We start from the raw sequence: 23,321 nt of genomic DNA on the forward strand, positions 1-23,321 counted from the left end.
TCCCCTTCTTTGGTTGCTGTCAACGTGTACGGATACGTGGATCGATGAGCGGCGCCATCAGATCGGCCAGCAGGTTGCCGAGGACGATGGCGAGTGCCGATGTCAGCGTGACGCCCATGATGATCGGTATGTCGACCTGCTGGATGGCCTGCCATGCAAGCTGGCCGATGCCGGGCCAGCCGTAGACGGCCTCGACCACAACCACGCCGCCCATGAACTGGCCGATATCGATGCCGATCATGGCGATGATCGGCAGGATGGCGTTGGGCAGGGCGTGGCGGAAGATGATGCGGCGTGAGGACAGGCCCTTGGCCCGAGCGGTGCGAACATAATCCTGATTGAGCACATCGATCATGGCCGATCGCACCATGCGTGCATACCAGCCGGCGCCAAGCACGCCGAGGGTGGTGGCTGGCAGCACGACATGGGCGAACGTGCCATAGCCGCTCATGGGCAGCCATCCGAGCGTTACGGCAAAGACGTATAGAAGCAGCAGGGCGACGACGAATTGCGGCGCCGAAACCCCGACGAAAGAGGCGGTCATGACAAGCCGGTCGACGAAACCGCCGCGGCGCACGGCGGCAATCGTGCCGAGTGTCAGCCCGAGAGCCACTTCCACCAGAATGCCTGAGAGCATGAGGACGAGCGTTGCCGGCAGACGGGCGGCAATGAGCGTCCAGACCTCGGTCTTCTGCGCATAGGAGCGGCCGAGATTGCCGTGCAGAAGATTGCCCAGATAGGTGCTGAACTGGATGAGCAGCGGCTGATCGAGGCCGAGTTCGTGGCGGATATTGGCAACCGTCTGCGCGGTGGCGCTTCGGCCGGCGATCATGCGCGCCGGGTCTGCCGGGAGTGCATAAAGCAGCACGAAAGTGATGGCGGCGACGCCGAGAAGGATGAGCGCGGCCTGGACCAGCCGGCGGAGGACGAGGAAGATCATCAGCCTCTCCCGCGCTGGGTCGGGTCGAGAATGTCGCGCAGCGCATCTCCGACGAGATTGAAGGACAGCGCCGTCAGAAGAATGATCGCGCCGGGGAAGAAGACCAGCCAGGGCGCAGCCTGGAAATAACTCTGGCTTTCGAAGATGATATTGCCCCAGGAAGGCTGCGGCGGCTGCACGCCGATGCCGAGGAAGGAGAGGGTCGCCTCGAGCAGCACGGTGGTCGCGATGCCAAGCGTGCCCCAGACGATCGCCGTCGGTACGAGATGCGGCAGGATGTGCAGGAAAAGCACGCGCATGTGGCCGGCACCGAGCGAGCGTTCGGCCATGATGAAATCGCGTTCCACCAGCCCACGTGTCTCCGTATAGACGATGCGGGCGACCTGCACCCAGTTGACGAGCGCAATCACCATGGCGACGATCCAGAGGCTTGGTCGCAGCAGGGCAGCGAGCACGATCGCCAGCAACAGCGCCGGGAAAGCCATCATCAGGTCGGTGAAGCGCATCAGGATATTGCCGACGATGCCGCGCATGTAACCGGCAAGGATGCCGACGAAGAGGCCGATCGCGACCGCGATGCCGTTGGCGACAAGGCCGATCACGAGCGAGGTGCGCGCGCCAAACAGCATGCGCGAAAAGAGGTCGCGGCCAAGCGTATCCGTGCCGAGCAGATAGGGGCCGCCGGGCGGCAGCGGGGCGCCTTCCAGCGACAGGCCGTCGAACATCTGTTCATCGGGGTTGAAGGGCGCGATCCAGGGGGCCGCCACGGCAAGGCCGATGACAGCAAGCACGACGATTAGGCCGAAAAGGGCAGCTGGCTGCCTCAGGATGGCTTTCAATGCACGCATTCAACCCGCCTCCGGCAGCGGTTCTATGCCGCCGAGGATGAAGGCGGCGATCTGTTCCATTGGCAGGCGGCGGCGCATGGCGCAGTTGCGCAGGATCGAATAGGCGCGTTCCTCGTCGACCCCATGCGCCTTCATGAGTTTTTCGACTGCCGCATGCACGAGCGGTCGCAGGCGCACGCGCTCCTCAAGATATTGAAGACGCTCAGTGACACCCTTGCGCTCCTGATGAATGGAAACCGCCATGACGAGAGCCGGATAGACGGCGGAGGCGGCGATCGGTTTGGCGATGATCGCGCCGGCACCCTGGCCGAGCGCCCAGGCGATGCGGCCGGGCGCTTCCGAGCCGAGCAGCGCAACGATCGGGCAGGTCGGGGCGGCTCCACTCCAGGGAAGCAGGCCGTCAAAACCCTGGTCGGCATCGACGATCACGAGATCCGGCACGCTCGCGGCCGAAAGCGGCGCCCATTGCAGGGTCGCCGAAAGCCCGAGAAGCCGCAACTGACGGATCAGCCTTTCCGTATTGCCATCCTCGCGGTGCAGGACGACGGCATGCCAGCCGGCGAAATTGGGTGTTTCCTTCATGATACCACCCGTAATTTCGGCGAGACCGTCTTGTTGCGGCCGGTCAGATAGGGATCGGCGGCAAGCGGCGGGCGCGAGGCGATCACGTCGAAACCGTTCCTGACGTTGATGCGGCCAAGATGGAAGGGCAGGGCCGCATGATTTGTTTCACGGTCAATAGTGAGCGCGCCGAAGGGTGTTGCCCAGGTCCGGCCGTACAATTCCCGACGCACGGCGGAGGGCTCGTCGCCATCGGCCGCCACGATTGCATCGACACAGAGGCGCACGGCGGTATAGGCGCTGGCAAAGACGCTGGAGATGCGGCGCTCGGCGCCGAAATGGGCGATGATCCGCTGCTTGAATTCGGCATTCTCGGAGGTGGCGACGCTGTCGAAATAGGAGGCAGCGCAGAGCTGGCCGACCGCCGCCCCCGGCGCGATATCGTCAAGCTCGCATTCCATCAGGTCGCAGCTGACGACCGGGCAGTTCTCAGGCCGGAAGGCCGGGTCGCGATCGGCAAGCCGACGGATCGCCTCGTGGAAAGCATAGCTCGACGGCCCGATCAGATTGTTGAGGATGAAACTCGGGCGGTGCTGCTCGATATCGGCGACGATACGCTCGACCGCGGTTTCCTCGAGCGGCAGGTAACGCTCGCCGAGCACCTCGCCGCCGGCATTGGTCGTCAGCTCGCGGGCGAGCCGGTTCATTTCCCAGCCCCAGACATAGTTGGCGCCGACCAGATAGGGCCGATTGCCATAGCGCGGGATCAGGTGCTCGAAGAGCGGTAAGAGGTGCTGGTTCGGGCAGCCGCCGACATAGATGACGTTTTCGTTCGCCTCGAAACCCTCATAGGGGCACATATACCAGAGCAGGCCGTCATGCTTTTCGATAAGCGGGATGACCTCCTTGCGGGCCGCCGAAGTTATGGTGCCGACGATATGGCGGCAGCCGGCGCGCAGCAGATGGCGCGCGCCTTCGAGATAGGCGGCCAGATCGGCTCGCGGGTCGAAGAAGACGGGTTCGACGGGGCGGCCGCTTTCGGCAGCAAATTCGGCGATCGCGAATTCGGCGCCGTCGCGCGCGTCGCGCCCCATCGAGCCGTAAGGACCCGTGGTCGAGTAAAGAATGCCGATTTTCAACGCATCATTCATCTGCAAGCCAAAAACCAAAAACCCCATGAGGCGTCCCATCCGCGACGGGGGCCATCATGGGGCGAAACTGCCCAGCGACTGTCGAAGTCATGTAAAATGCGGTGCACTATCTGCCTAATCCGCAAGCATGAATAAAATACAGGCACCTCTCTTTTGTCAAGCACGCTTCGGGCGAATAATGGCCGGTCGGGCCAGATCATTTGCTGCGCCCGCCAGCCCTTGAGCTGGCGCGATTTCGCGCTGTGGAGAGGTCCCCGGTTGTGGCTCCCGCCGGTGCACGATCCCGTGAAGTTCGGGATTTTCTGGCACTACAACGAACTCTTCGCCGTTGACGGTCTCGAATGGTAGCGTTACCATTCATGTTGATAGCGCCGGAGAACGCCCGAAAATTCGCAATGGAGGAGACGCATGGGAGAGCATGTGGAGGAGAAAAGTCTTCACGGGCGCGTTCAATCGATCGACCGCGCCATGATGCTGCTTGAGGCGATGGGAATGGACGAGGATGGCAACCGTCTGGTTGATCTTGCCAGCCGCACGGGCCTGGCACCTTCCACGGTTCACCGCATTCTGACGACGCTGGAGCAGTGGCAATTCATCCAGTACAATCCGAACGACCGCATGTGGCATATCGGCCGACAGGCCTTTGCCATCGGCTCGGTCTTCACGCGCCAGAGCAATCTTGTCGCCACCGCACTCCCCTATCTCAGACGGCTGCGTGACCAGACGCGCGAAACCGCCAATCTCGGCTTCGTTCAGGACGGCGAGGTCGTTTTCGTCGATCGCGTCGAAAGCCGCGATATTACCCGCACTGTCGCGCGCGTCGGCAGCCGGGTCCCGATGACGGCATCCGCCATGGGCAAGGCCATTCTCGCAACCTATTCGCAGCAGGATCTGGAGGCGGTCTTTTCGCGCGAGGGGAGCCGGCGCTTTACCGCCAATACGTTGAGGGATCAGGCGGCGCTGCGGGCCGATCTCGAAAAAGTCCGGGCGGACGGTTATGCTGTCGATGACGAGGAGCTGGTTCCCGGCCTGCGCTGCGTGGCCTCTGCCGTCTATAATCATCAGGGCGAAGCGATCTGTGCCATATCGCTGTCGAGCCTCGCCTCGCGGATTACACCGCAGCGGATTCCGGTGCTCGGACGCCTGCTGGCCGAGACTTCGGCGCAGTTGACGGCGGCTCTCAGTGGGGAGATGCCGCCGGTCAACGCCATTGCGAGCTGACACAAGACACTGCGCTCGCCTGCACGAACCCGCCGGCTCTGTCAGCCGGCGGTTTTCTTTGGCCGGTCAGGACCAGTCGACGACGATCACTTCATGGTCGAGCACTGCGCCGACATCGATGGCGATCTCGCTGCCTTCGTCACGGACCTTGACCGTTTTTCCGGCCACCCTGAGACCCGCATCCGAGGCAGCCTTGCCGACCGGTTTGCGCAGGCGCAGCGTCACCGGCCCGATTGGTACAAGCTCGTTCTGGCGCCCCGGCACGCGGGAGACCAGCACGCGGTTGTTCAGGTGAACGATCTGCCGTTTATCCTGCTGGTAGAGCGTTGCCGTGATGAGGCCGTGCGTGCCTTCAAGCCGCAGAAGCGAGCGATCGGCAAGCATCCAGCGCACGGCATTGGTGATCAGCCGCGCATGCTCGAACTGGTCGTCCCGGGCGTAACAACGGTCGAGATCGGCGACGAACCAGACGAACTTGCCCTTGCCGTTTTCGCGAACGGTAATGGCAGGCATATCCGAATAGGGCTGCCGCATCCACGAGGTTTCCGGCGGATAGATAGGGAAATCCGGAATGAAGGTCGCGAGCACCTTGACATCGTCGTCGACGCTGACGATCGGCAGATAGCCGCCGAAGGGCAGGGTGTCGGTCTCTTCAAGGCCGGCAAGCACCGGATGGCGGCTTCCCTCAGCCTTCGGCGCCGTGCTGTCCGAGGGGCCGTGCACACCGGCACGCAGCTCGGGCGAGAGGCGCAGATAGGTGTGGCGCGCGCTGGTTTCGATATCGGGATTGGCGGCTTCGAAATCGCCATGCGCACCGGTCTTGCGGTGAACGCCGAAAAGCCTGGCAAGGGCGAAATCCGTGCGGCGGTCGCCGTACTCGCTGTAGAGGCTTGCCTCCGATGATGCGATGACCGAGCCGCCCCCTGCGGCGAAGGCTTCGACAGCGGCAACCTGCCCGTCCGACATGGCCGCGAGATTGGGCAGAACCAGCACGCTGAAGCGCCCTGCCGCCTTGCCGATGTCATCGGCATTGACGGGCAGATAGGTAATGCCGGCACGATCGAGCGCCCGCGTCGTGCCCCTGTAGGGGTTCATCGTGCGGTCGTTCGCCTTGTCGCGGCCGTGATAATCATGGTTGTTCTGCGACCAGACGACGCCGACATCGGCCTGCGGCTGGCGGTTGATGAGGATATCCTGGTTCGCCTCGTGCCATTTGAAGATCGGCTCGGCGGTCTTGTACTGGCGGCGGTCCTCATGCAGCGAGCCGATATGATGCCACCAGGGCTGGATGCCGCCGGCAAAGCCGGAGGAAGACCAGAGGCGCACTTCGGCGGGCGGCATGCTGGCGAGACGGAAGGCCGGCGAGCCAAGCTGATATTGCGGCGTGCTTTCAGGGATCAGCTTATCCCAGCCGCCAACTTCATGCAGCCGCTTGCCGGTTTCGGTATTGTCCTCGAAGCCGTCGATCAGGTTGCGGCGCTGATGGTCGAGCATGACGATCGGACTGCGGGCAAGGATTTCCTTGAGATCGATGAAACGATTGCCGTTGTTGAGGATATCCCCGCTGATCATGCCCATCCAGCAGCAATCCTTGCCGCCGACTTCGGTCGTCACCTTGTTGTTGAACTCCCAGAGATCCGTGCGGCGCTTGTAGTTCCAACGGATCCAGCGGCGATAGTTCTCGTCGGCCCAGTCGTGGCGGCGGGGCAGGTCGACGCCCGACCAGGCAAAGAATTGCTCGGTGCAGTGGCGGCAGTAGCAGATGTTCTTGCGCGGAATGCCGGCCCAGCTGTTGTCGGCAAAACCGTCCGGCCTGGTGCGCTCGATGATTTCGCGCATGATGCCGGGCAGGTATTCGCTGTAATAGGGCGAGTTGATGCAGGTCACGTATTTGTCGGCCTGCCGGTAGGGCTTGCCGTCAATATCGAGGCAGATCCAGTCCGGATGAGCGCGATAGAAATCCTCGGCGACGCGGTTCGAATCCATACGCGCGATGACCTTCAATCCTTCTTCGCGCGCGGCCTTGACGATCTCGCCGTAAAGATCCCGGTCGCCTAGCGTGACCGCCTTGTGATGCAGTGGAAATTTCGTCGGATAGTAGCTGACGATGCCGCCGGCATTGATGATGACGCCTTGAACGCGCGTCTTGCGCCAGTGCTCCCGCCACCACTGATCGTCGTAGCGAGCCGGGTCGATCTCGACCAGATTGGTTTGTCCCCATCGCAACGCCGTCTTGTACCAAGGCTCCGATCCCATGACTGTTTCCACCCTCGTTTCAGTTGGTTCGCATCGCCAAACTAGATGAAAGCGTCGCTTAGTCGCCGACTTTTCCCGGAAATTCCACGATACGGAAAATCCCGGCAAACTATTCGATGGTCATCCGGAAATGTGTTCAAACAATTGCGCGGCGCCGGCGGGCCGCGGAAGCGCTCGTTGTCGGGCCAAGGGTTCGTAAACGCGCAGTGCCGCAAGGGCCGATCACGGCCGTCTTCCGTGACGGCGTCAAATCCGGGCCGAACGAGATCGCCCGCCTTGTGCCCGATCTGGAAGAGGCCCGCCTTTTTGACAGTGTAAGCAGGGTGCGCATAAACTCACTCCCGTAACGCAAGCGTGCCGCCGCCTCCGCAGAGACATTGGACTTTTTGCACGGTCGGGCTGGTTTGTGCCTGCGTTGACTCCGATGTTGCTTTTTGGAATTGACATATTCGTTTTTGAGTAATGCCTGCGAAACCTTCCAGGGAAGGCGAACGGCGCTGTTCCGAAATGCTGCGAGGGGAGAAAAGATTGCGAAGCCGACGGACCGATGGTCGTCCCACGATTGCCGATGTTGCGCGCCTTGCCGGTGTCGGGGCGATTACGGTGTCGCGGGCGCTGCGCGATCCGAGCCAGGTTTCCGCCGCCCTGCGCGCCAATATCGACAAGGCGGTGAGGGAGCTGAACTATGTGCCCAATCTCAGCGCCCGCGCACTTGCCTCCGTCAGGGCAGATGTCATCGGCGTGCTGGTTCCTTCGCTGACCCAGAATATCTTCTCCGACGTCCTGCGCGGCGTCTATGACGGTGTCGAAGGCACCGAGCTGCAGATCCAGATGGGCAATACCCGCTATCAGCCGGAAGAGGAGGAGCGGCTGATCGCCCAGATGCTGCGACAGAAACCGGCGGGCATGATCGTTTCGGGCACGGAGCAGAACGACCGCTCCCGCGAGTTGCTGGAGAATGCCCGCTGCCCGGTCATCCAGATCATGGACCTGACGGACAAGCCGATCGATACGATCATCGGCTTTTCGCACTATGAGGCCGGCCGGGCGATCACCCGCCACCTCATCGAAGCCGGCTACCGGCATATCGGCTTTTTGAGCGGGTGGCTGAACGGCCGCTCCTTTGGCCGCTATACGGGGCTGAAAGATACGCTGACGGAAGCCGGCATCTATAATCCGAGCTACATTTCGCCGATCGACAGGAGCGACCATATTCCGGAGGGTGTCGGCTGGGAAACGCCTCGCTTTGCAACGCCTTCGACGGGCCGCAAGCTGATGGCCGACCTTCTTGACGCCAATCCGGATATGGATGCTGTCTTCTGCAATAACGACGTCATGGCGCTTGGGGCGCTCTTCGAATGCATGGAACGCGGCATCCGGGTGCCGGAAGATTTCGGCATTGCCGGCTTTAACGATTTCGACATCATGGAAGCGGCCTATCCTTCCATTACCAGCGTGCGCAGCCCCCGCTGGGAGTCCGGCTACAATGCCGTCATGGCACTGCGCCGCCGCCTGAGCGGTGACGACAGCGGAGACCGGATCGTTGATCTGGGCTTCAAGATCCAGAAGCGCGCCAGCACCGACCGCAGCGGGGAACTGCGGCGCCGTCTGGCGGGCGGCTGACGCCGGGGCGCCGATTTCCCGGCTGCGGCATATGTCGCAATTTGAATAAGAGCTTTTCCAAAACGCCATAAATCCACGGCCGAACAAACTTGACGCCTCTATCTGGTAGCGCTACCGTGCCCTTGCGCTGCTCGTCGACCCAGAAGACGCCCCAACAATAAAAACACCAGAAATTCAGCGTCAGCCGGGATGCAGCGCCTCGATAAGGGAGGATCTGAGCATGGCGATTACTCGGCGTAGATTTATGGAGAATTCTGCGGCTGCCGTTGTCGGCGCCGGCATTGCGGCGAGCCTCGGCCCGGCCGCTTTTGCGCAAGCCACCGATACATTGAAAATTGCTTTTGCAGCCCGCGGTCTCAGGACTATCGATCCTGCGAAATCGATCCAGGGCGTCGATAACTGGGCGATCATCCATATTTACGACAAGCTCGTCGACCTGCCGCTCTGGAAGTTCCCGGCAACGATCGACGAACTGGTGCCGCGCCTTGCGACGAGCTGGAGTTCGACGCCGGATTCGAAGTCCTGGACGCTGAAGCTCCGTCAGGGCGTCAAATTCCACAAGGGCTATGGCGAGATGACGTCCGAGGACGTCAAGTTCACCTTCGACCGTATTCGCGATGCCGTCCGCGTTGGCGGCGTGCGTCCGAAATTCACCAATATCAGCGAGGTCGTTGCCGACGATCCTTACACCGTGACCTTCAAGCTGGCGCAGCCGGACCCGCTTTTCCTGCTCGGCGTTCTCAGCGACTACGACGCTTCCGTCATGAGCAAGAAGGCCGTCGAGGAGAAGGGCGAGGAGCCGATCGGCCGCGATCCGATCGGAACCGGCCCCTATGTGCTGGAGACGGTCTATCCCGATCCGTCGCAGGGCGTCATGCTGGTTGCCAATGCCGAGCATTGGGATGTGCAGCCCGCGACGCCGAAGCTGCAATGCCTCTATATCGCCGACACGACGGCGCGCACGCTTGCGCTGCTTTCAGGCGACGTGCATCTGATCGAGGGTGTGCGCGCCCCCGGCTGGGCTGCTTCCATGTCGCAGCGCGATCCGAACCTCATCTTAGATGTCGTCAGCCCCGGCAGCTTCTTCACCATGCAGGTCAATGTGACGAAGAAGCCGTTCGACGACGTGCGTGTGCGCCAGGCACTCTTCTACGCGATCGACCGCGATGAGATCACCACGGCGATCGCGCCGATCAGCAAGCGCACCTACGGGCTCAACCCGCCCTCCTATCCCGGCGGCTTCACCGCGGAGACCATCCCGGAGGACGTTGCCTACAAGTACAATCCGGAAAAGGCCAAGGCTCTGCTTGCCGAGGCCGGATTCCCGGATGGCTTCAGCTTCAAGAACGATACCTCGCAGCGCGAGGATTTTTCGGCCATCATGCTGATGATCCAGGCACAGCTGCGCAAAGTCGGCATCAACATGGACCTGAACATCAAGGACCATACCGCCTTCCACGCCGACCAGAACATCGGCACCAACACGCTGTCGCAGCAGTCGTCCGCGCTGCCGCCGGTGCCCACGCAGGTAATCGTCACCTATCTGTCGAAGGGGGCCGAGGTTCGCTCGGACGGCAATGGCGGGGCGAATATGAGCCATTACGGTGTCGCCATTCCGGGCATCGACGACCTTCTAGGCAAGGCGCTTGCCGAGCCGGATCTCAGCAAGCGCCTGGAAATCGTCAAGGAGATCGAGATCAAGGCCTTGAAGGATGCGGTCATCCTGCCGGTTTCCAACAACGGCTTCATGATCGTGCGCTCCGAAAAGGTCGATCTCGGCTACGATGTGGTCTCCGGCTACGTGAACTGGCCGCTGACCAAGGCGAAGATCAAGGCCTGAGCGGATCGAACCGCGAATACGTTCCGAAATGTGATCGTGCCCCCGGCCTTAAGGCCGGGGGAGTTGCGCCCTGCGCGCAGACATTGACCCTATTTTCGCGAGGTCAGACATGGCGCAAGCCGACACTATATCCATCAGCCTTCCGTCCGGCCCGCTTTCAAGTGCCATGGAATGGGCGGTTGAAGAACTGCGCAGCCGTTTGAAGCGGCGCGGTATCAGCCTCTCGGACGGGCGCTCGCCACAAGCGGTGTCGATCGTGGTTGGCGAGGTCGGATCGCCGCAGGCGCCGGCGGCGATGGCGCGCAGCGAGGAAGCCTTTGCCCTGACCCGCGACGGCAATACGATCACCGCATGGGCCCATGATGAAAGGGGCATGGTCTATGCGCTGACCGAGCTTGCCGACCGCGTGCGTTATAACAGCGCCGAGGATCTGTTTGAAGGTAAGTTTCCGCTGACAGAAAAGCCGTCGGCCCGCATACGCAGCATGGCGCGGCTGTTCTGCAGCGAGGAAGAGGACAAGGTCTGGTTCTACGACAAGCAGCAATGGCGCGACTATCTCACCATGCTGGCATCGAACCGTTTCAACCGCTTCGCCCTGACGCTTGGCATGGGCTATAACTATCCCTACCACAATCCGTGGATCACCGATGTCTATTTCTACTTCCCCTATCCGTTCCTGCTGAAGCTGCCGGGCTATGATGTCGAGGTTGCCGAGCTCTCCGACGAGGAGCGCGAAACCAATCTGGAGATGCTGAAATTCATCGCTCGCGAGGCGGCGAGGCGCGGGCTGGAATTCCAGCTGGCGCTGTGGACGCAGCGCTATGATTTCGACGACGTACCGCGTGCCAACTACACGGTAACTGGCATAACGCACGACAATCTCGCCCCTTATTGCCGCGATGCGATCACCAGGCTGCTGCGGGAAGTGCCCGAGATCACCGGCCTGACATTCCGCGTTCATGTCGAGGGTGGCATTGCGGAAGGCGAATACGGCTTCTGGAGGCAAGCTTTCGCCGGCGTGGCCGCTGCCGGCCGGCCGGTCGAGATCGACATGCATGGCAAGGGCCTCGACCACACGATGCTGCAGATTGCGCGGGAGTCCGGCATGCCCTTTGCCGCCTCCCCGAAATATCTCGCGGAACATATGGGGCCGCCCTATCACCAGTCCGCCATCCGCAACAAGGAATATCCGCCGGAAGTGGCCCGCAGCGAGCGCGAGCAGCTCAGCGAAGGCTCCCGCAAGTTCCTGCGTTACAGCTATGGCGACCTCTTGACGAAGGACAAGGATTACAAGGTCATCTATCGCATCTGGGCGGGCACGCAGCGCGTGCTGCTGTGGGGCGATCCGGAATTTGCCGCAGGCTACGGCCGCAGCTCCATGTTTGCCGGCTCCGACGGCGTCGAATGGTGCGAGCCGCAGAGCTTCAAGGGCCGCATGGGCACCGGTATTCCCGGTGGTCGCTTCAACTACCAGAAACATGGCCTGCCGACGCGCTACGACTGGCAGAAATACGAATACCAGTATCGCGTCTGGGGACGGCTGCTCTACTGTCCCGACGCGCCGCGCGAAAGCTGGATGCGTTATCTTGAGCATGAATGCGGCGACGCCGCCATCGAGTGCGAGAAGGGGCTCTCCTGGGCAAGCCGCGTGCTGCCGCTGATCACCCTGACGCACGGCCCCTCGGCCTCCAACAACCACTATTGGCCGGAGATCTACACCAATCTGCCGCTGGTCGAAGGTTCCGGCCGCCGCGCCTACGCCTTCGATATGGAAGGGCCGGTCCGTTTCGGAAATGCGCCGACTTTCGATTCGTCGCTCTTTGCCAATGCGCGCGAATATGCCGAGCTTCTGCTCGCCGGAAAATCGTCGCACCGCTACACGCCGCTCGATGTCGCCGACTGGCTGGAGGAGATGGCGGAGGGCTGCGAGGCGGCGCTGAGCAGGGTGAAGACAACCGAAAGCCACGGTTCTGCCGCCGTCCAGCGCATCATGATCGACGTGCAGATCTCGGCCGCCATTGCCCGCTTTTTCGCCGAGCGCTTCCGGGCGGCTTGCTGGGCGGAGCTGTTCATTGCCACCAAGGTTACGACGCTGATCGAACCTGTCATCGATCACGCGAGGCGCTCGGTCATGGCCTGGCAGGTGGCGGCCGATGTCTCTCGCGACATCTATCACGACGACCTGACCTACGGTCCGCAATCCTGGCTGCGCGGCTCCTGGCAGTCCCGCCTGCCGGAGATGACGTCCGAGGTGCTCGATCTGGAGTCGCTGCGCGGCGCCGGCAAGTTTGAAACTGTGCAAGCCGACGAGCAGGTATTGGCCGCCGTGAGGGCGCTCAAGGCCCGTCAGCCGGTCATCGCCAGCCGCTCGGGTGTTTCTGCACCGTCGAAATTCAAAGCCGGCGAGGCCATCACGGTGCGGATTGATGAAACGGTGGACGAGGAACCGGTGCTGCACTATCGTCACGTCAATCAGGCCGAGCGCTGGAATTCGGCGAAGATGACACGGAATGGCAATGGCTTTGCCGCCACCATTCCCGGCGAATACACCGACTCCAAGTTTCACCTGCAGTTTTTCGTCAGCTCGAGGAGGGGCGGACGAAGCGTGCTTTCACCGGGTCTCGAGGACAATCTTTCCAACGAGCCCTACTATACCGCGCTGCAGGACTGAACACGGCAGGACCATCACGGGCGTTCGCCGGTGGGAGCGCCGGCATCGCCAAAGGAGGAGACCGCTCCGGCGGTGACAGGGAGGAGACGGATCAGTGACCCGGTATCTCTTGCTCAGGCTGGCGGACGCCATTCCGACCATCCTGCTCGTTTTGACGCTCGTCTTCATCGCCATGCGCATCCTGCCGGGCGATCCGGCGATTGCGGCTCTCGGCGACAATGCCACGGCCGAACAGCTCCAGCTCTTTCGTGAGCGCATGGGGCTGAATGCTCCCCTCTGGCAGCAATATATCAATTTCGTCATCGGCACGCTCAGCCTCGATTTCGGCCGTTCCGCCATGACCGACCAGCCGGTGCTCGGCCTGATCGCCTATAACCTCCCCTATACGATCGAGCTGACGATCGTCGCGATGATCATGGGTATCGTCGTCGGCGTGCCCTTCGGCGTCTGGGCGGCCACGCACCGCAATGGCCTGCCGGATTCGGCCATGCGCGGTTTCTCTCTGCTCGGTTATGCCATTCCCGATTTCTATCTCGGCGCGCTTCTGCTGATTACCTTCGCGCTCAATCTCGGCTGGTTTCCGATCAATGGCGGCGGCACGGGTTTTATCGACCGTATGCATCACGTGTTCCTGCCGGCGCTGACCCTTGCGCTCGTCAAGGCGGCCTTCATCGGCCGCCTGACCCGAACTTCGTTGCTGGAGGTGATGGGCCGCGACTATGTGCGCACGGCCCGCGCCAAGGGTGCGCGTGAGACGCGCGTCATCTATCGCCATGGATTGCGCAATGCACTGTTGCCGCTGACGACCGGGCTTGGCCTCAGCATGCTCGCCACACTTTCCGGCTCTGTTGCGATCGAACTCGTCTTCAATCGCCCCGGTATCGGCAAGCTGCTGATCAGCGCCATTTCCGAGCGCGACTACGGTGTGATCCAGGGCGGCGTCGTCGTTTTCGCGATGTTCGTGGTCCTGATCAATCTGGCGATGGACCTCGTCTACATCGTCGTCGATCCGAGAATCCGGGTGAAGTGATGGCCACGACCGAACAAGCTCCCCAGATCATTGCCGACGATCACCGGCTGGCAGATGCGTTCCGCCATATCCTCTATGGGCGCATATCGACCAGTTTTGCGTTACTCGTGGTGGTGGTCTTCATATTCGTCGCCGCTTTCGCGCCCTGGCTCGCGCCCTATGATCCGCTCGCCCAGAGCATCCTGGCGATCAACCAGAACCCCTCGGCAGCCCACTGGCTCGGCACCGACCAGTTCGGGCGCGACGTTCTCTCGCGCATGATCTACGGTTCGCGCAACTCGCTCATCTTCGGCTTCATCTCACCGGTTCTAGCGGCGATCTTCGGGACGCTGCTCGGGGTGACGGCCGGGTATTTCGGTGGTATCGCGGACCGCGTCATCTCGCGGCTGATCGACCTGCTGCTTGCCTTTCCGGAACTGCTGCTCGCCATCATCATCGCAGCCGTGCTCGGCGGCGGCTTCTGGAACATCATTGCCGTCATCACTGTCGCTTTCATCCCCGGCTTTGCCCGTGTGGCCCGTGCCTCGACCCTCGCCGTCAAGCAGGAGCCTTACGTGGAGGCGGCAGTCGCCGTCGGCGTGCGCACGCCGACCATCATCTTCCGGCACATCATCCCGAATATCGCGGCCCCCATCGTCGTGCTGATGACGTTGTGGGTCGCTTCGGCCATCCGTCTCGAAGCCTCGCTCAGCTTCCTCGGCATCGGTACCCAGCCGCCGAACCCCAGTTGGGGCAATATCATCCGCGATGGCCTCAACAATCTCTTCGGCTCGCCCTGGCCGATCATCGGCGCCGGCATCGCGATCACGCTCGTCGTCCTCTCCTTCAACCTGATCGGCGATGCGGTGCGCGACGTGCTCGATCCGGAGACGGCGCAATGAAGCAGCCCTTGCTGAGTGTCGAGCATCTGAAGGTGGAATTTGGAACGCCGACGAACCCGATCGTGGTCGTCGATGATGTGAGCTTCGAGATCGAGGCCGGCGGCGCGGTCGGTATCGTCGGCGAATCCGGCTCGGGCAAGTCGATCACGTCGCTGGCGATCATGCGGCTGGTGCCGGAACTCTGTCGGATCTCCGGCGGCAATATCCGTTTCGAGGGTCATGATCTCCTGAAACTGCCGGCAAGTGCGATGCCGGAGATCCGCGGCCGCGACATCGCGATGATCTTCCAGGAGCCGATGAGTTCGCTGAACCCGGTCATGACGATCGGCGACCAGATCGGCGAGGCGATCAAGCTGCATGAGAAGATGAGCCGCGAGCAGCGCCGCGCCCGCATCATCGAGCTTCTGAAACTGGTCGGCATTCCCAATCCGGAGGGGCGGCTTGACGCCTATCCGCACCAGTTTTCCGGCGGCATGCGCCAGCGCGTGATGATCGCCATGGCGGTCGCCTGCAATCCGAAGCTGCTGATCGCCGACGAGCCGACGACGGCGCTCGACGTCACCATCCAGGCCCAGGTGCTCGACCTGATGGCCAGGGTGCGCAAGACGCTGAATACCGCGGTCCTCTTGATCTCGCACGATCTCGGCGTCATCGCCGAGGTCTGCGACCGGGTGATCGTCATGTATGCCGGCCGGGTCGTCGAGGATGCCGATGTCCGCTCGATCTTCGCCAATCCCAGCCACCCCTATACGCGCGGCCTGCTCAAATCCATCCCGCGCCTCGATGACGATCAGAAGCGCCTCTACCAGATCCCCGGTTCGGTGCCGACGGCAGGTTCGGTAAAGGAAGGCTGTCCCTTTTACGCGCGCTGCCCGCTGCATATCGACAAGTGCCGCAGCGACATGCCGCCGATGTTTGCCTTCGGCCAGAGGCACAAGGCCGCCTGCTGGGTGACGGCCGAAAACAAGGCATCCGTCCCGTCGATCGAGGAGCATAGGCGATGAATGCGATCCTGCGTGCCGAAGGGCTGAGCAAGGTCTTCTCCGAGGGCGGCATGTTGTCTCTCAGGCAGGAGAGCAATGGCGTGCGCGCCGTCGATGATGTCAGCTTCGAAATCCTGCGCGGCGAAACCCTGGCGTTGGTGGGTGAATCCGGCTGCGGTAAGTCCACGCTCGGGCGGCTCCTGCTGCGGCTGATCGAGCCGACGGATGGCCGCGTGTTCTTCGAGGGCACGGAGCTGACGGCGCTGTCGCACGAAAAGATGCGCGGCATGCGTCGCAATGTGCAGATGATCTTTCAGGACCCCTACGGATCGCTCAGCCCCCGCCGTTCCATCGCCGAAATCATTGGCGAGCCGCTGGATGCCTTTGATCTCGTCCGTTCGAAGCGCGAGCGGCGGGAGCGGGTTGCCGATCTCCTGACGCAGGTCGGCCTGCCGACGAGTGCCATGGACCGCTATCCGCGGCAGTTCTCCGGCGGCCAGAGGCAGCGCATCGGCATTGCCCGGGCGATCTCGCTCAATCCCGGCTTCATCGTTGCCGACGAGCCGGTCTCTGCGCTCGATGTTTCCGTGCAGGCGCAGATCATCAACCTGATGCAGGATCTGCAGGAGAAGAAAGGCTTCTCCTTCCTCTTCATTGCCCATGATCTGGCGGTGGTCCGGCATATCGCCGACCGCGTCGCGGTCATGTATCTCGGCAGGATCGTCGAAATCGGCGAAAAGCGTAAGGTCTATTCGGCCCCGCAGCATCCCTATACGCAGGCGCTGCTGTCGGCAGCGCCCGAGCCTGATCCGGATCGCAAAAGCCGCCGCATCGTGCTGGAAGGCGACGTGCCGAGCCCGTCGCGCATCCCGCCGGGCTGCAGTTTCCATACGCGCTGTCCGATCGCCCAGGACATTTGCAAGGTGGAGCGGCCACCACTCCGGGAAGTGGCGGGCGGCCAGATGGCCGCCTGCCATTTCGCCGCTCCCAATCCCATCCCCCCGCGCGTGCGCGAGGTTGCTGCCTAGGCTTTGCCCTTCGGCGTCTTCAGCTGGCGCCAGGGCGCATGATCCGTACGGATCGTGATCGCGGCGGCAGGCGGTAGTAGCGGCAGGCGCTTGCGGCGTCCGAAACGGCGTTTGAAGCCGAGGATGTTTTCGATGAAGCTGCGGGCAAAGAGGCCGGGGCCGCTGGAATAGATGCGCCAGCCGCCATCGACGTCGATCTCGCCCTTCCTGACCATGTCCCAGTCGCTCATCGCCTGGTAGCGGTCGGGGAAAGCGGCATCGCTGCTGCTGAAATAGGTGTTGCGCTGGCGCAGCGACGCATGCGGCAGCGCTTCGGTCACGGCAATCGGATTGACCAGGCCGATTGTTTTCCAGAGCGCCCTTGCATCCCCGGCAATTGCCAGGGTCTCGCAGTAGCGCAGATGCGCGTGCACATACATGAGCCCGATTTCGCGGCCGAAGAAGGAGGACGATTCCGCGCGGCGGAACAGCGTTTCCGGACCGCCGGCATAGGTCGCGGGCTTTTCCATCAGGCGCACGCCATCGGGGAAGAGCAGGTGCTTCTCGATGAGCTTCATATGCGCCTGCCGCTGCTCCGGCGTGAAGAGCTTGCCGAGCATCGCCTGCGTCATCGAAATCAATGAATAATGCAGCCCGGTGCGCTGGTCGTCGGGATGGAGCAGCAGCTCGACGCCGTCATGGGACGGATCGAAGATGCCGTAACCGGCGACAACGCCGTCCCGGATAAGGTGCCTGTTGAAATCGCGCTTCATTGCGGTGGCGATCTTGCGCAGCGCTGTGGCATTCGCGTTCTGACCGATACGGCGCAGGATGGCGGAATAGCGCACGATCTGTTCGTATAGCAGCGAAACGGTCCAACTGCTCACCATCCAGTCGCGCAGATGCGGATCGGCCGGCTGCAGGGAATCGTTCCAGTCGCCTTCGCCATAGCGGATCAGATGCGTGCCGGGAATGAAGCGCGCGCGTACGGTATCGAGAAGCTTGTCGACATGCACGGCGATCGTATCGGCGGGTGCCCTGCCCATGGTCCTGTCATCGCGCCACGACACCTTTTCGTCGAGGATCGCAACGTCGCCGGTCGCTTCAATATAGTCGCAGAGCGCCTTCAGCGGCCAGACGACGATGTCACCATGGCTGTCGCCGGAGCGGATGTTGGAATAGGGCTCGAGCATGAACCATTGCGGCCAGTCGCCCTTTTCGCGGTACTGTTCGCCGAAGACCGTCTTCACCACTTCCCTGGCTTCGCGATCGTGCTCGTAGGCGAGCAGGAATTCGATCGGTCCCTGGCAGGCGTCGCGCGTGCCCCAGGCGGCGCCCGTATATTGTTCCAGCCCGTGCGGCACACTCAGATGCACGATCGCATCATGCGCCAGCCAGGGCAGGATCGCCGCATGGGCCATAGCGTCTGCCTTGGGTTTTTCGAGCGTCAGGCCGCGGATGGCATGCCGCCAGAAGCGGGAGGCGGCGGCGAGCATTGCTTCCTGGGCTACGCCGCCTGCATAGCGTTCGGCCAGGCGCAAGGCCTCCGCCTTGTCCGTCATCGAGCCGACGACAGACAGGGAGAGCGATTGTGTCTGCCTGGACTTCACCGCAATGAAGGCACCGTTGCGTGCAATGCCATCCTCATAAAGGAGTTCGTCGCCGCCGATCGCCTCGATGGCGTCGGGCGTGGAACTCACCAGCCAGTAGCTGGCATCGGGAAAACGCTCGCCCCAGAGCCAATGCGGGTCCGGGCGGAAGAGAATGCGCTTGGCGTCGTCGTCGAATTCGACAAGGCCGCTCGTATCATATTCCCGCTCGCCGAGAACGAGATGGCCGAAAACCAGGAAACGGCAAGGCTTACCCTCGACGGAAGCCGACCATTGCATGGCGGAATCCTCGCCGGAGGCCGTGGCCGTAACGGTGATGGTGCGGTCGGTGAGGCGATAGATCCAGCGGCAGTCGCTGAGGCCCATATCGAAGACAGAGGGCACGCCGAGGAGCTGCCAGCCGTGGCCGATATCGGCAAGGATGCGCAAGCCGCTGGCACGCGTCAGATTGTAGGGATCGCGGGAAACGGAAAACAGCTTGTGGAAGGATGTGTTGCCGATCGTCAGCTGGGCGGCAAAGATGCCCTGCATCCAGCAGGTCGATGCCAGCGTGACATCGTCGAGCAGCATGTTCTGCCCGCTGCGCAGGATCGCGCCGTGACGACGCGCGACCTGTCGCTCCTTCTCCTGCAGAACGACGTGCCGGTTGAGCGCGCCCTCGGCCACGAAGAAGGACTGCAGCTTTCCATCCACTCGCTCTTCGAGCATGCGGTTGGGATAGAGGCGGGCGAGCGACTTGTCGTCCAGCGCCTCTCCCGTCAGCAGGCCGGCATCCTGCAGGATGCTGCGCGGGGGCGTTTTTTCGGCCGGACCTGCCGTCTTCCGCTCAAGGGCTCTCAGATGATCCAGGCGGGAAAGATCGGTATCGTCGGACGCAGCCTGATGATCGTTCAGGAACAGGCCGAAAAAGGTCGCGCTCACGCTTTCGGCGGAAACCGTGAGCGGCTTCGACTGAAGGGAGGGACAAGCCATTTCGTGCTGACGGCGCCCGCTTGGCAGATCGGTGCCGAAGGGGCCGACGAGACGATCGTCGTTGCCGGCGGCCGATTTTACGAGCTGGATCGCATCGGTGGCATAGGCAGCAACGCCCTCCAGGCAGCCCTGCGCGAGCCAGGGGTTGCGCCCGCCGCCCTGCTTCAGGTTCTGCCGGTTCATCACGACAGGCCCGAAGGTCGGGTGTTCGGCGATATGGTGGTCGACATATTGCGAGGCGTAGGCCTCGCTGTTCATCAGGAAACCGCGATCGCCGAGGCCGACGTCCTGGACCAGAACCAGATCGGCCGGCAGCTTTTCCTTGCCGGAATGCGTCAGCGTGACGTGCCAGAACCAAGTTGTCTCGGAGGGCGCAAGCACGAGGCTCACATGATATCGGATGTCGCCAACGTTACCGCTCCAGGAGAAGCCCGTATCGCTGTGACCGAAACGACCTTGTGCCCGAGGCCCGACGATTTCGGTAACGGCAGGTTCCTTGCCGCCGATCCGCAGGTACAGGCGGCCGACGCCGCCGGAAAGAGGCGATCCCTGGATCTGGTTGATCTGCACCGATCCGAGACTGTCGGCATAATCGATGGAGAAAAGCGTGCCGTTCGGCAGAGCGGATATGGAAAGGCCGGAACCATTGGCGATCGTCAGAAGACCGAGGTCGTCGCGGCGGGGCATCTGCAATTTGCGATTCAGTCTCGAGGGCATGTGAGATCTCGTGTCGCCTAAAAGGGAATCGGACAATGACGCAAAATGTTTGAGCGAAATATTACCTAATGTCACTGGTTAGATCGTGGCGCACCATGATGAACCCATGGGAAAGATCGGATCGCATTACCGAGCCGAATCCCGGTCAAAACAGGCGCTCCGAAGAAGAGGCGTGGCCATCCTGCGCTCGCCCGCGAAAAGTCATCGGCGGGGCGCCGATGATGCGTTTGAAAGCCCGGCTGAAAGAGGCCTCCGATTCATAGCCAAGGCGTTCGGCGATCGCGGCGACACGCTGTCCTTCGCGCAGCCACTGATGCGCCTGATGCATGCGCATGCGAGCGACATAGCGAGCCGGTGTTTCACCAACGGCCCTGGCAAAACGCTCCGCAAAACCGGAACGGGAAGCGCCCATCTTGCGTGCGAGTTCTTCGACCGTCCAGTCGTGTGACGGATCGAGATGGATCGCTGCCAGGACCCGCCCAACCTCGGGATTGCGAACAGCCGTCAGCCAGCCCGAGGCGTCGCCACAGCCGTGCTCCACCCAGGCGCGAATGATTGTCGCCGTCAGAACATCGGCAAGCCGGGCCAGGATACCGCCGGCACCGACGCGGTTCATGTCAACCTCGTGCATCATCGCATCGAGCAGGGCAGGGATGGACGGTTCGCTGGCTGCCAGATCGCTTGTCCGCATAACGTTGGGCATCAATTGCAACAGGGGATGCCGCTTGTCGATATTGAAGCGCATGACCGCGAAGAACAGCAGGTTCTTGCTGTCCGCGCAGGGACATTGCAGATCGACGATCCCATCGCATATCGCCTTGCGCGGCATGGATTCGACCGGCGTCGGCACAATCCCGGGTGCGCTTGCAAGCACGTGGGCATCGCCTCGCGGCAGCAGAACCGCATCACCGGGGCGCATTTCCATCCATTCCCCGTCCGGCGTCTGCACATATGCCTCGCCTGCCGCCAGAAAATGAAATTGCGCTTCATCCTTGGTCGGAAACGCAGTCGCCCATGGGGCGGACGGCCGGCATCGACCGTAGTCGACACCATCCAGCCGAAGCCCGCGCATCATTTCCGTCAATGCATCGCTCATCGTTCTCTCGCCATTTGGACGAATAGTCATGTCTTATAGATTTTCTAGCATAGAAACACCGGCAAGAGCCGTCTAGCCTTTCATTACAACATTTGGAGATGGCATATGAATATCAGTCCCGAAACCAATGGCTTCCATATGAACCGCAAGGAGACCGAACCCGCCTGGGCAGGGGTGGTATCGCTCTCGCTCGGCGTCTTCGGTCTGGTGACGGCAGAATTTCTTCCCGCCAGCCTGCTCACGCCGATTTCTGAGGACCTCCACGTCAGCATTGGTGCGGCCGGACAGTCGGTAACGATGACGGCCGTTATCGGTGCTATCGCAGGACCTGCCGTCGTCATCGGCACCAGCCGATTTGACCGCCGTCTCACGTTGTTCGGTTTGACGGCCCTGCTTATTGTTTCCAGTCTCCTTGCAGCATTCGCCGGTGGGCTCACCATGCTCCTTATTGCGCGAGGCTTACTCGGAATAGCGCTCGGCGGCTTCTGGGCCATGTCGCTGGCACTCGCCATGCGGCTGGTTCCCGAGCGGCTGATGCCGCGGGCGATGGCTATCATCATGACCGGCGTATCCGTGGCCACGGTTTGCGCGGCTCCCGTCGGCGCGTGGGTCGGAGAAGCCTATGGCTGGCGTTTTGCATTTCTCATCGCGGCTGCAGTCGGCGGCATTGCCCTTGTCGCCCAGATTCTGACGCTGCCCGCGATGCCGTCGGCAGGTGCCGCCGGATTGGGGACGATGGCCGCGGTGTTGCGTCGCCCCGTGATCAGGCTGGGCCTTTTGACCGTTTTGCTGGTGGTCGCCGGTCATTTCGCCGGTTTCACTTTCATTCGACCCTTCCTCGAAACCGTGCCGCATTTCGGAGTCGAGGGGATTTCTGCGGTTCTGCTGGCCTTCGGAATAGGCGGTTTTCTCGGCAACCTGTTCGGAGGCTTTGTCTCTGAACGCAGCACGACCCTGTCCATCGTCATCGCAGCAACTGGGATTGCAGCAACCACCATTACCTTGGCAATTGCCGGGGGCCTTGCAAGCGTTGCGTTCGCTGCGACTGCTTTGTGGGGTTTTGCCTTCGGAGCTCTGCCGGTGAGCGTGCAAAGTTTCGTCACCCAAGCCGCATCCGACGAAGCGGAAAGCGCTGGCGCGTTGATGTTGACCACTTTCCAGGTCGCCATTTCGAGTGGGGCGGCCATCGGCGGCCTTATCGTCGAGGCGCAAGGCCTGGCAGGAGTGTTTGGCTTTGCAGCTATTGCTGCGCTTTGTGGTGCTCTGGTGATCGGGCTCCTCAGCCGAAGGACCGTCGTGGCGGCATCCTAGACGGACGCAGGCACCTGCAAGAGACCCTCGGGGAGGGCGGGCATATTGAGGACGTACAAGGCCGGTCCGGTGGAAAGCAGGACCGGCCTTGGCTGGCTAGTTGTGGGCTTTCGACAGGAGATGGCGCGCGCGGTTGTTGAAGGCCGTCTTTCCAAAGCCGATGCGGCGCGGACATGCGGCGTGACGGCGAAGGTCGCGGCGCGCTGGGTCGAGCGGTTTGTGCGCGACGGGTCTGCCGGCATGGCGGATCGGTCGTCCCGACCGAAGATGAGCCCGCGACAGATCACGGCGGCCGTAGCCGGCGAGATCGCCATGCTGCGCCGCCAATGGCTGACGGGCAAGCATATTGCCAAGCAGACCGGCGTGTCGGCGGCGACGGTCAGCCGGGTACTCCGGCGGGCGGGTCTTTCACGGCTGAAGGATGTCGAAGCGGCCGATCCGGTGCGCCGCTACGAGCGCGAGAAGCCAGGCGGGATCCACATCGACATCAAGAAACTCGGGCGCTTCGACCGTGTTGGCCACCGCATTACCGGCGAGCGCGCCGCCGGTTTGCGACCTCAAGGCGCTGCAGGAAAGTGGTCTGACGGCTGCCTGCCTGAGGAC

16 protein-coding genes and 1 pseudogene are annotated in these 23,321 nt (G+C 62.3%); 10 read left to right on the forward strand and 7 right to left on the reverse strand.

The genetic code is table 11. The annotated features are described in order from the left end of the window. Positions 1-19: 19 nt before the first annotated feature. The 4 genes from ACU8HS_RS26945 to ACU8HS_RS26960 are packed head-to-tail and all read right to left on the reverse strand — an operon-like array spanning position 20 to position 3,500. Positions 20-940 (reverse strand): ABC transporter permease, encoded by a 921-nt coding sequence (locus tag ACU8HS_RS26945; protein ID WP_113412211.1) that lies wholly within the window; start codon positions 938-940, stop codon positions 20-22. Continuing rightward, positions 940-1,788, reverse strand: a complete 849-nt coding sequence (locus ACU8HS_RS26950; protein WP_447016089.1) for an ABC transporter permease — start codon at positions 1,786-1,788, stop codon at positions 940-942. Before ACU8HS_RS26950 ends, ACU8HS_RS26945 begins: the two co-directional genes overlap by 1 nt. Continuing rightward, positions 1,789-2,370, reverse strand: coding sequence for an ANTAR domain-containing response regulator (locus tag ACU8HS_RS26955; protein WP_112572342.1), 582 nt, complete (start codon positions 2,368-2,370; stop codon positions 1,789-1,791). Beyond that, positions 2,367-3,500: a transporter substrate-binding protein gene (locus ACU8HS_RS26960; protein WP_447016090.1), complete on the reverse strand. Its 1,134-nt coding sequence runs from the start codon at positions 3,498-3,500 to the stop codon at positions 2,367-2,369. Before ACU8HS_RS26960 ends, ACU8HS_RS26955 begins: the two co-directional genes overlap by 4 nt. Before the next feature lie 408 nt (positions 3,501-3,908). Between ACU8HS_RS26960 and ACU8HS_RS26965 the strand changes: the two genes are divergently transcribed. Then, on the forward strand, positions 3,909-4,721 hold the full coding sequence (locus ACU8HS_RS26965; protein ID WP_112572340.1) for an IclR family transcriptional regulator: 813 nt from the start codon (positions 3,909-3,911) through the stop codon (positions 4,719-4,721). A 66-nt stretch (positions 4,722-4,787) separates the two neighbouring features. On the opposite strand, the gene ACU8HS_RS26970 is transcribed toward ACU8HS_RS26965, so the two are convergent. Next, positions 4,788-6,977: an alpha-amylase family protein gene (locus ACU8HS_RS26970; RefSeq protein ID WP_447016091.1), complete on the reverse strand. Its 2,190-nt coding sequence runs from the start codon at positions 6,975-6,977 to the stop codon at positions 4,788-4,790. A gap of 528 nt (positions 6,978-7,505) precedes the next feature. Between ACU8HS_RS26970 and ACU8HS_RS26975 the strand changes: the two genes are divergently transcribed. From ACU8HS_RS26975 to ACU8HS_RS27005, 7 genes are all read left to right on the forward strand, one after another. Beyond that, positions 7,506-8,600 (forward strand): LacI family DNA-binding transcriptional regulator, encoded by a 1,095-nt coding sequence (locus ACU8HS_RS26975; RefSeq protein ID WP_447016092.1) that lies wholly within the window; start codon positions 7,506-7,508, stop codon positions 8,598-8,600. Between the two features lie 244 nt (positions 8,601-8,844). Continuing rightward, positions 8,845-10,440 (forward strand): ABC transporter substrate-binding protein, encoded by a 1,596-nt coding sequence (locus ACU8HS_RS26980; RefSeq protein ID WP_447016093.1) that lies wholly within the window; start codon positions 8,845-8,847, stop codon positions 10,438-10,440. Between the two features lie 109 nt (positions 10,441-10,549). After that, positions 10,550-13,111 carry a hypothetical protein gene (locus tag ACU8HS_RS26985; protein WP_112757571.1) on the forward strand — a complete coding sequence of 854 codons (2,562 nt, stop codon included), beginning with the start codon at positions 10,550-10,552 and terminating at the stop codon, positions 13,109-13,111. Between the two features lie 94 nt (positions 13,112-13,205). After that, positions 13,206-14,141, forward strand: a complete 936-nt coding sequence (locus ACU8HS_RS26990) for an ABC transporter permease (RefSeq protein WP_112572327.1) — start codon at positions 13,206-13,208, stop codon at positions 14,139-14,141. Further along, on the forward strand, positions 14,141-15,022 hold the full coding sequence (locus tag ACU8HS_RS26995; RefSeq protein WP_112572325.1) for an ABC transporter permease: 882 nt from the start codon (positions 14,141-14,143) through the stop codon (positions 15,020-15,022). Before ACU8HS_RS26990 ends, ACU8HS_RS26995 begins: the two co-directional genes overlap by 1 nt. Further along, positions 15,019-16,026, forward strand: a complete 1,008-nt coding sequence (locus ACU8HS_RS27000; protein WP_447016094.1) for an ABC transporter ATP-binding protein — start codon at positions 15,019-15,021, stop codon at positions 16,024-16,026. Before ACU8HS_RS26995 ends, ACU8HS_RS27000 begins: the two co-directional genes overlap by 4 nt. After that, positions 16,023-17,033, forward strand: a complete 1,011-nt coding sequence (locus ACU8HS_RS27005; protein WP_112570769.1) for a dipeptide ABC transporter ATP-binding protein — start codon at positions 16,023-16,025, stop codon at positions 17,031-17,033. The genes ACU8HS_RS27000 and ACU8HS_RS27005 overlap by 4 nt, the downstream gene beginning before the upstream one ends. On the opposite strand, the gene ACU8HS_RS27010 is transcribed toward ACU8HS_RS27005, so the two are convergent. Both ACU8HS_RS27010 and ACU8HS_RS27015 read right to left on the reverse strand, forming a co-directional pair. Beyond that, positions 17,030-20,311: a GH36-type glycosyl hydrolase domain-containing protein gene (locus ACU8HS_RS27010; protein ID WP_447016095.1), complete on the reverse strand. Its 3,282-nt coding sequence runs from the start codon at positions 20,309-20,311 to the stop codon at positions 17,030-17,032. The two genes, ACU8HS_RS27005 and ACU8HS_RS27010, sit on opposite strands and share 4 nt — an antisense overlap. Before the next feature lie 145 nt (positions 20,312-20,456). Further along, positions 20,457-21,407 (reverse strand): AraC family transcriptional regulator, encoded by a 951-nt coding sequence (locus ACU8HS_RS27015; RefSeq protein ID WP_112570765.1) that lies wholly within the window; start codon positions 21,405-21,407, stop codon positions 20,457-20,459. 105 nt (positions 21,408-21,512) lie between these two features. Between ACU8HS_RS27015 and ACU8HS_RS27020 the strand changes: the two genes are divergently transcribed. After that, a complete protein-coding gene (locus ACU8HS_RS27020; protein ID WP_447016096.1) occupies positions 21,513-22,718 on the forward strand; it encodes an MFS transporter in 1,206 nt (401 codons plus the stop codon). Between the two features lie 120 nt (positions 22,719-22,838). Then, positions 22,839-23,306: pseudogene (locus ACU8HS_RS27025) on the forward strand (helix-turn-helix domain-containing protein); the annotation flags it as partial. Positions 23,307-23,321: the final 15 nt, after the last annotated feature.

The sequence above is a fragment of the Rhizobium sp. KDH_Rht_773_N genome, assembly GCF_052946295.1.

What these genes read in the sequence shown, in the direction of transcription:
- ACU8HS_RS26950 (WP_447016089.1), bottom strand. Translation starts at nt 1,788, where the DNA reads ATGCGTGCATTGAAAGCCATCCTGAGGCAGCCAGCTGCCCTTTTCGGC.
- ACU8HS_RS26985 (WP_112757571.1), top strand. Translation starts at nt 10,550, where the DNA reads ATGGCGCAAGCCGACACTATATCCATCAGCCTTCCGTCCGGCCCGCTT.
- ACU8HS_RS27005 (WP_112570769.1), top strand. Translation starts at nt 16,023, where the DNA reads ATGAATGCGATCCTGCGTGCCGAAGGGCTGAGCAAGGTCTTCTCCGAG.
- ACU8HS_RS26995 (WP_112572325.1), top strand. Translation starts at nt 14,141, where the DNA reads ATGGCCACGACCGAACAAGCTCCCCAGATCATTGCCGACGATCACCGG.
- ACU8HS_RS26965 (WP_112572340.1), top strand. Translation starts at nt 3,909, where the DNA reads ATGGGAGAGCATGTGGAGGAGAAAAGTCTTCACGGGCGCGTTCAATCG.
- ACU8HS_RS26945 (WP_113412211.1), bottom strand. Translation starts at nt 940, where the DNA reads ATGATCTTCCTCGTCCTCCGCCGGCTGGTCCAGGCCGCGCTCATCCTT.
- ACU8HS_RS26960 (WP_447016090.1), bottom strand. Translation starts at nt 3,500, where the DNA reads ATGAATGATGCGTTGAAAATCGGCATTCTTTACTCGACCACGGGTCCT.
- ACU8HS_RS26970 (WP_447016091.1), bottom strand. Translation starts at nt 6,977, where the DNA reads ATGGGATCGGAGCCTTGGTACAAGACGGCGTTGCGATGGGGACAAACC.
- ACU8HS_RS27000 (WP_447016094.1), top strand. Translation starts at nt 15,019, where the DNA reads ATGAAGCAGCCCTTGCTGAGTGTCGAGCATCTGAAGGTGGAATTTGGA.
- ACU8HS_RS26955 (WP_112572342.1), bottom strand. Translation starts at nt 2,370, where the DNA reads ATGAAGGAAACACCCAATTTCGCCGGCTGGCATGCCGTCGTCCTGCAC.
- ACU8HS_RS26980 (WP_447016093.1), top strand. Translation starts at nt 8,845, where the DNA reads ATGGAGAATTCTGCGGCTGCCGTTGTCGGCGCCGGCATTGCGGCGAGC.
- ACU8HS_RS27020 (WP_447016096.1), top strand. Translation starts at nt 21,513, where the DNA reads ATGAATATCAGTCCCGAAACCAATGGCTTCCATATGAACCGCAAGGAG.
- ACU8HS_RS27015 (WP_112570765.1), bottom strand. Translation starts at nt 21,407, where the DNA reads ATGAGCGATGCATTGACGGAAATGATGCGCGGGCTTCGGCTGGATGGT.
- ACU8HS_RS27010 (WP_447016095.1), bottom strand. Translation starts at nt 20,311, where the DNA reads ATGCCCTCGAGACTGAATCGCAAATTGCAGATGCCCCGCCGCGACGAC.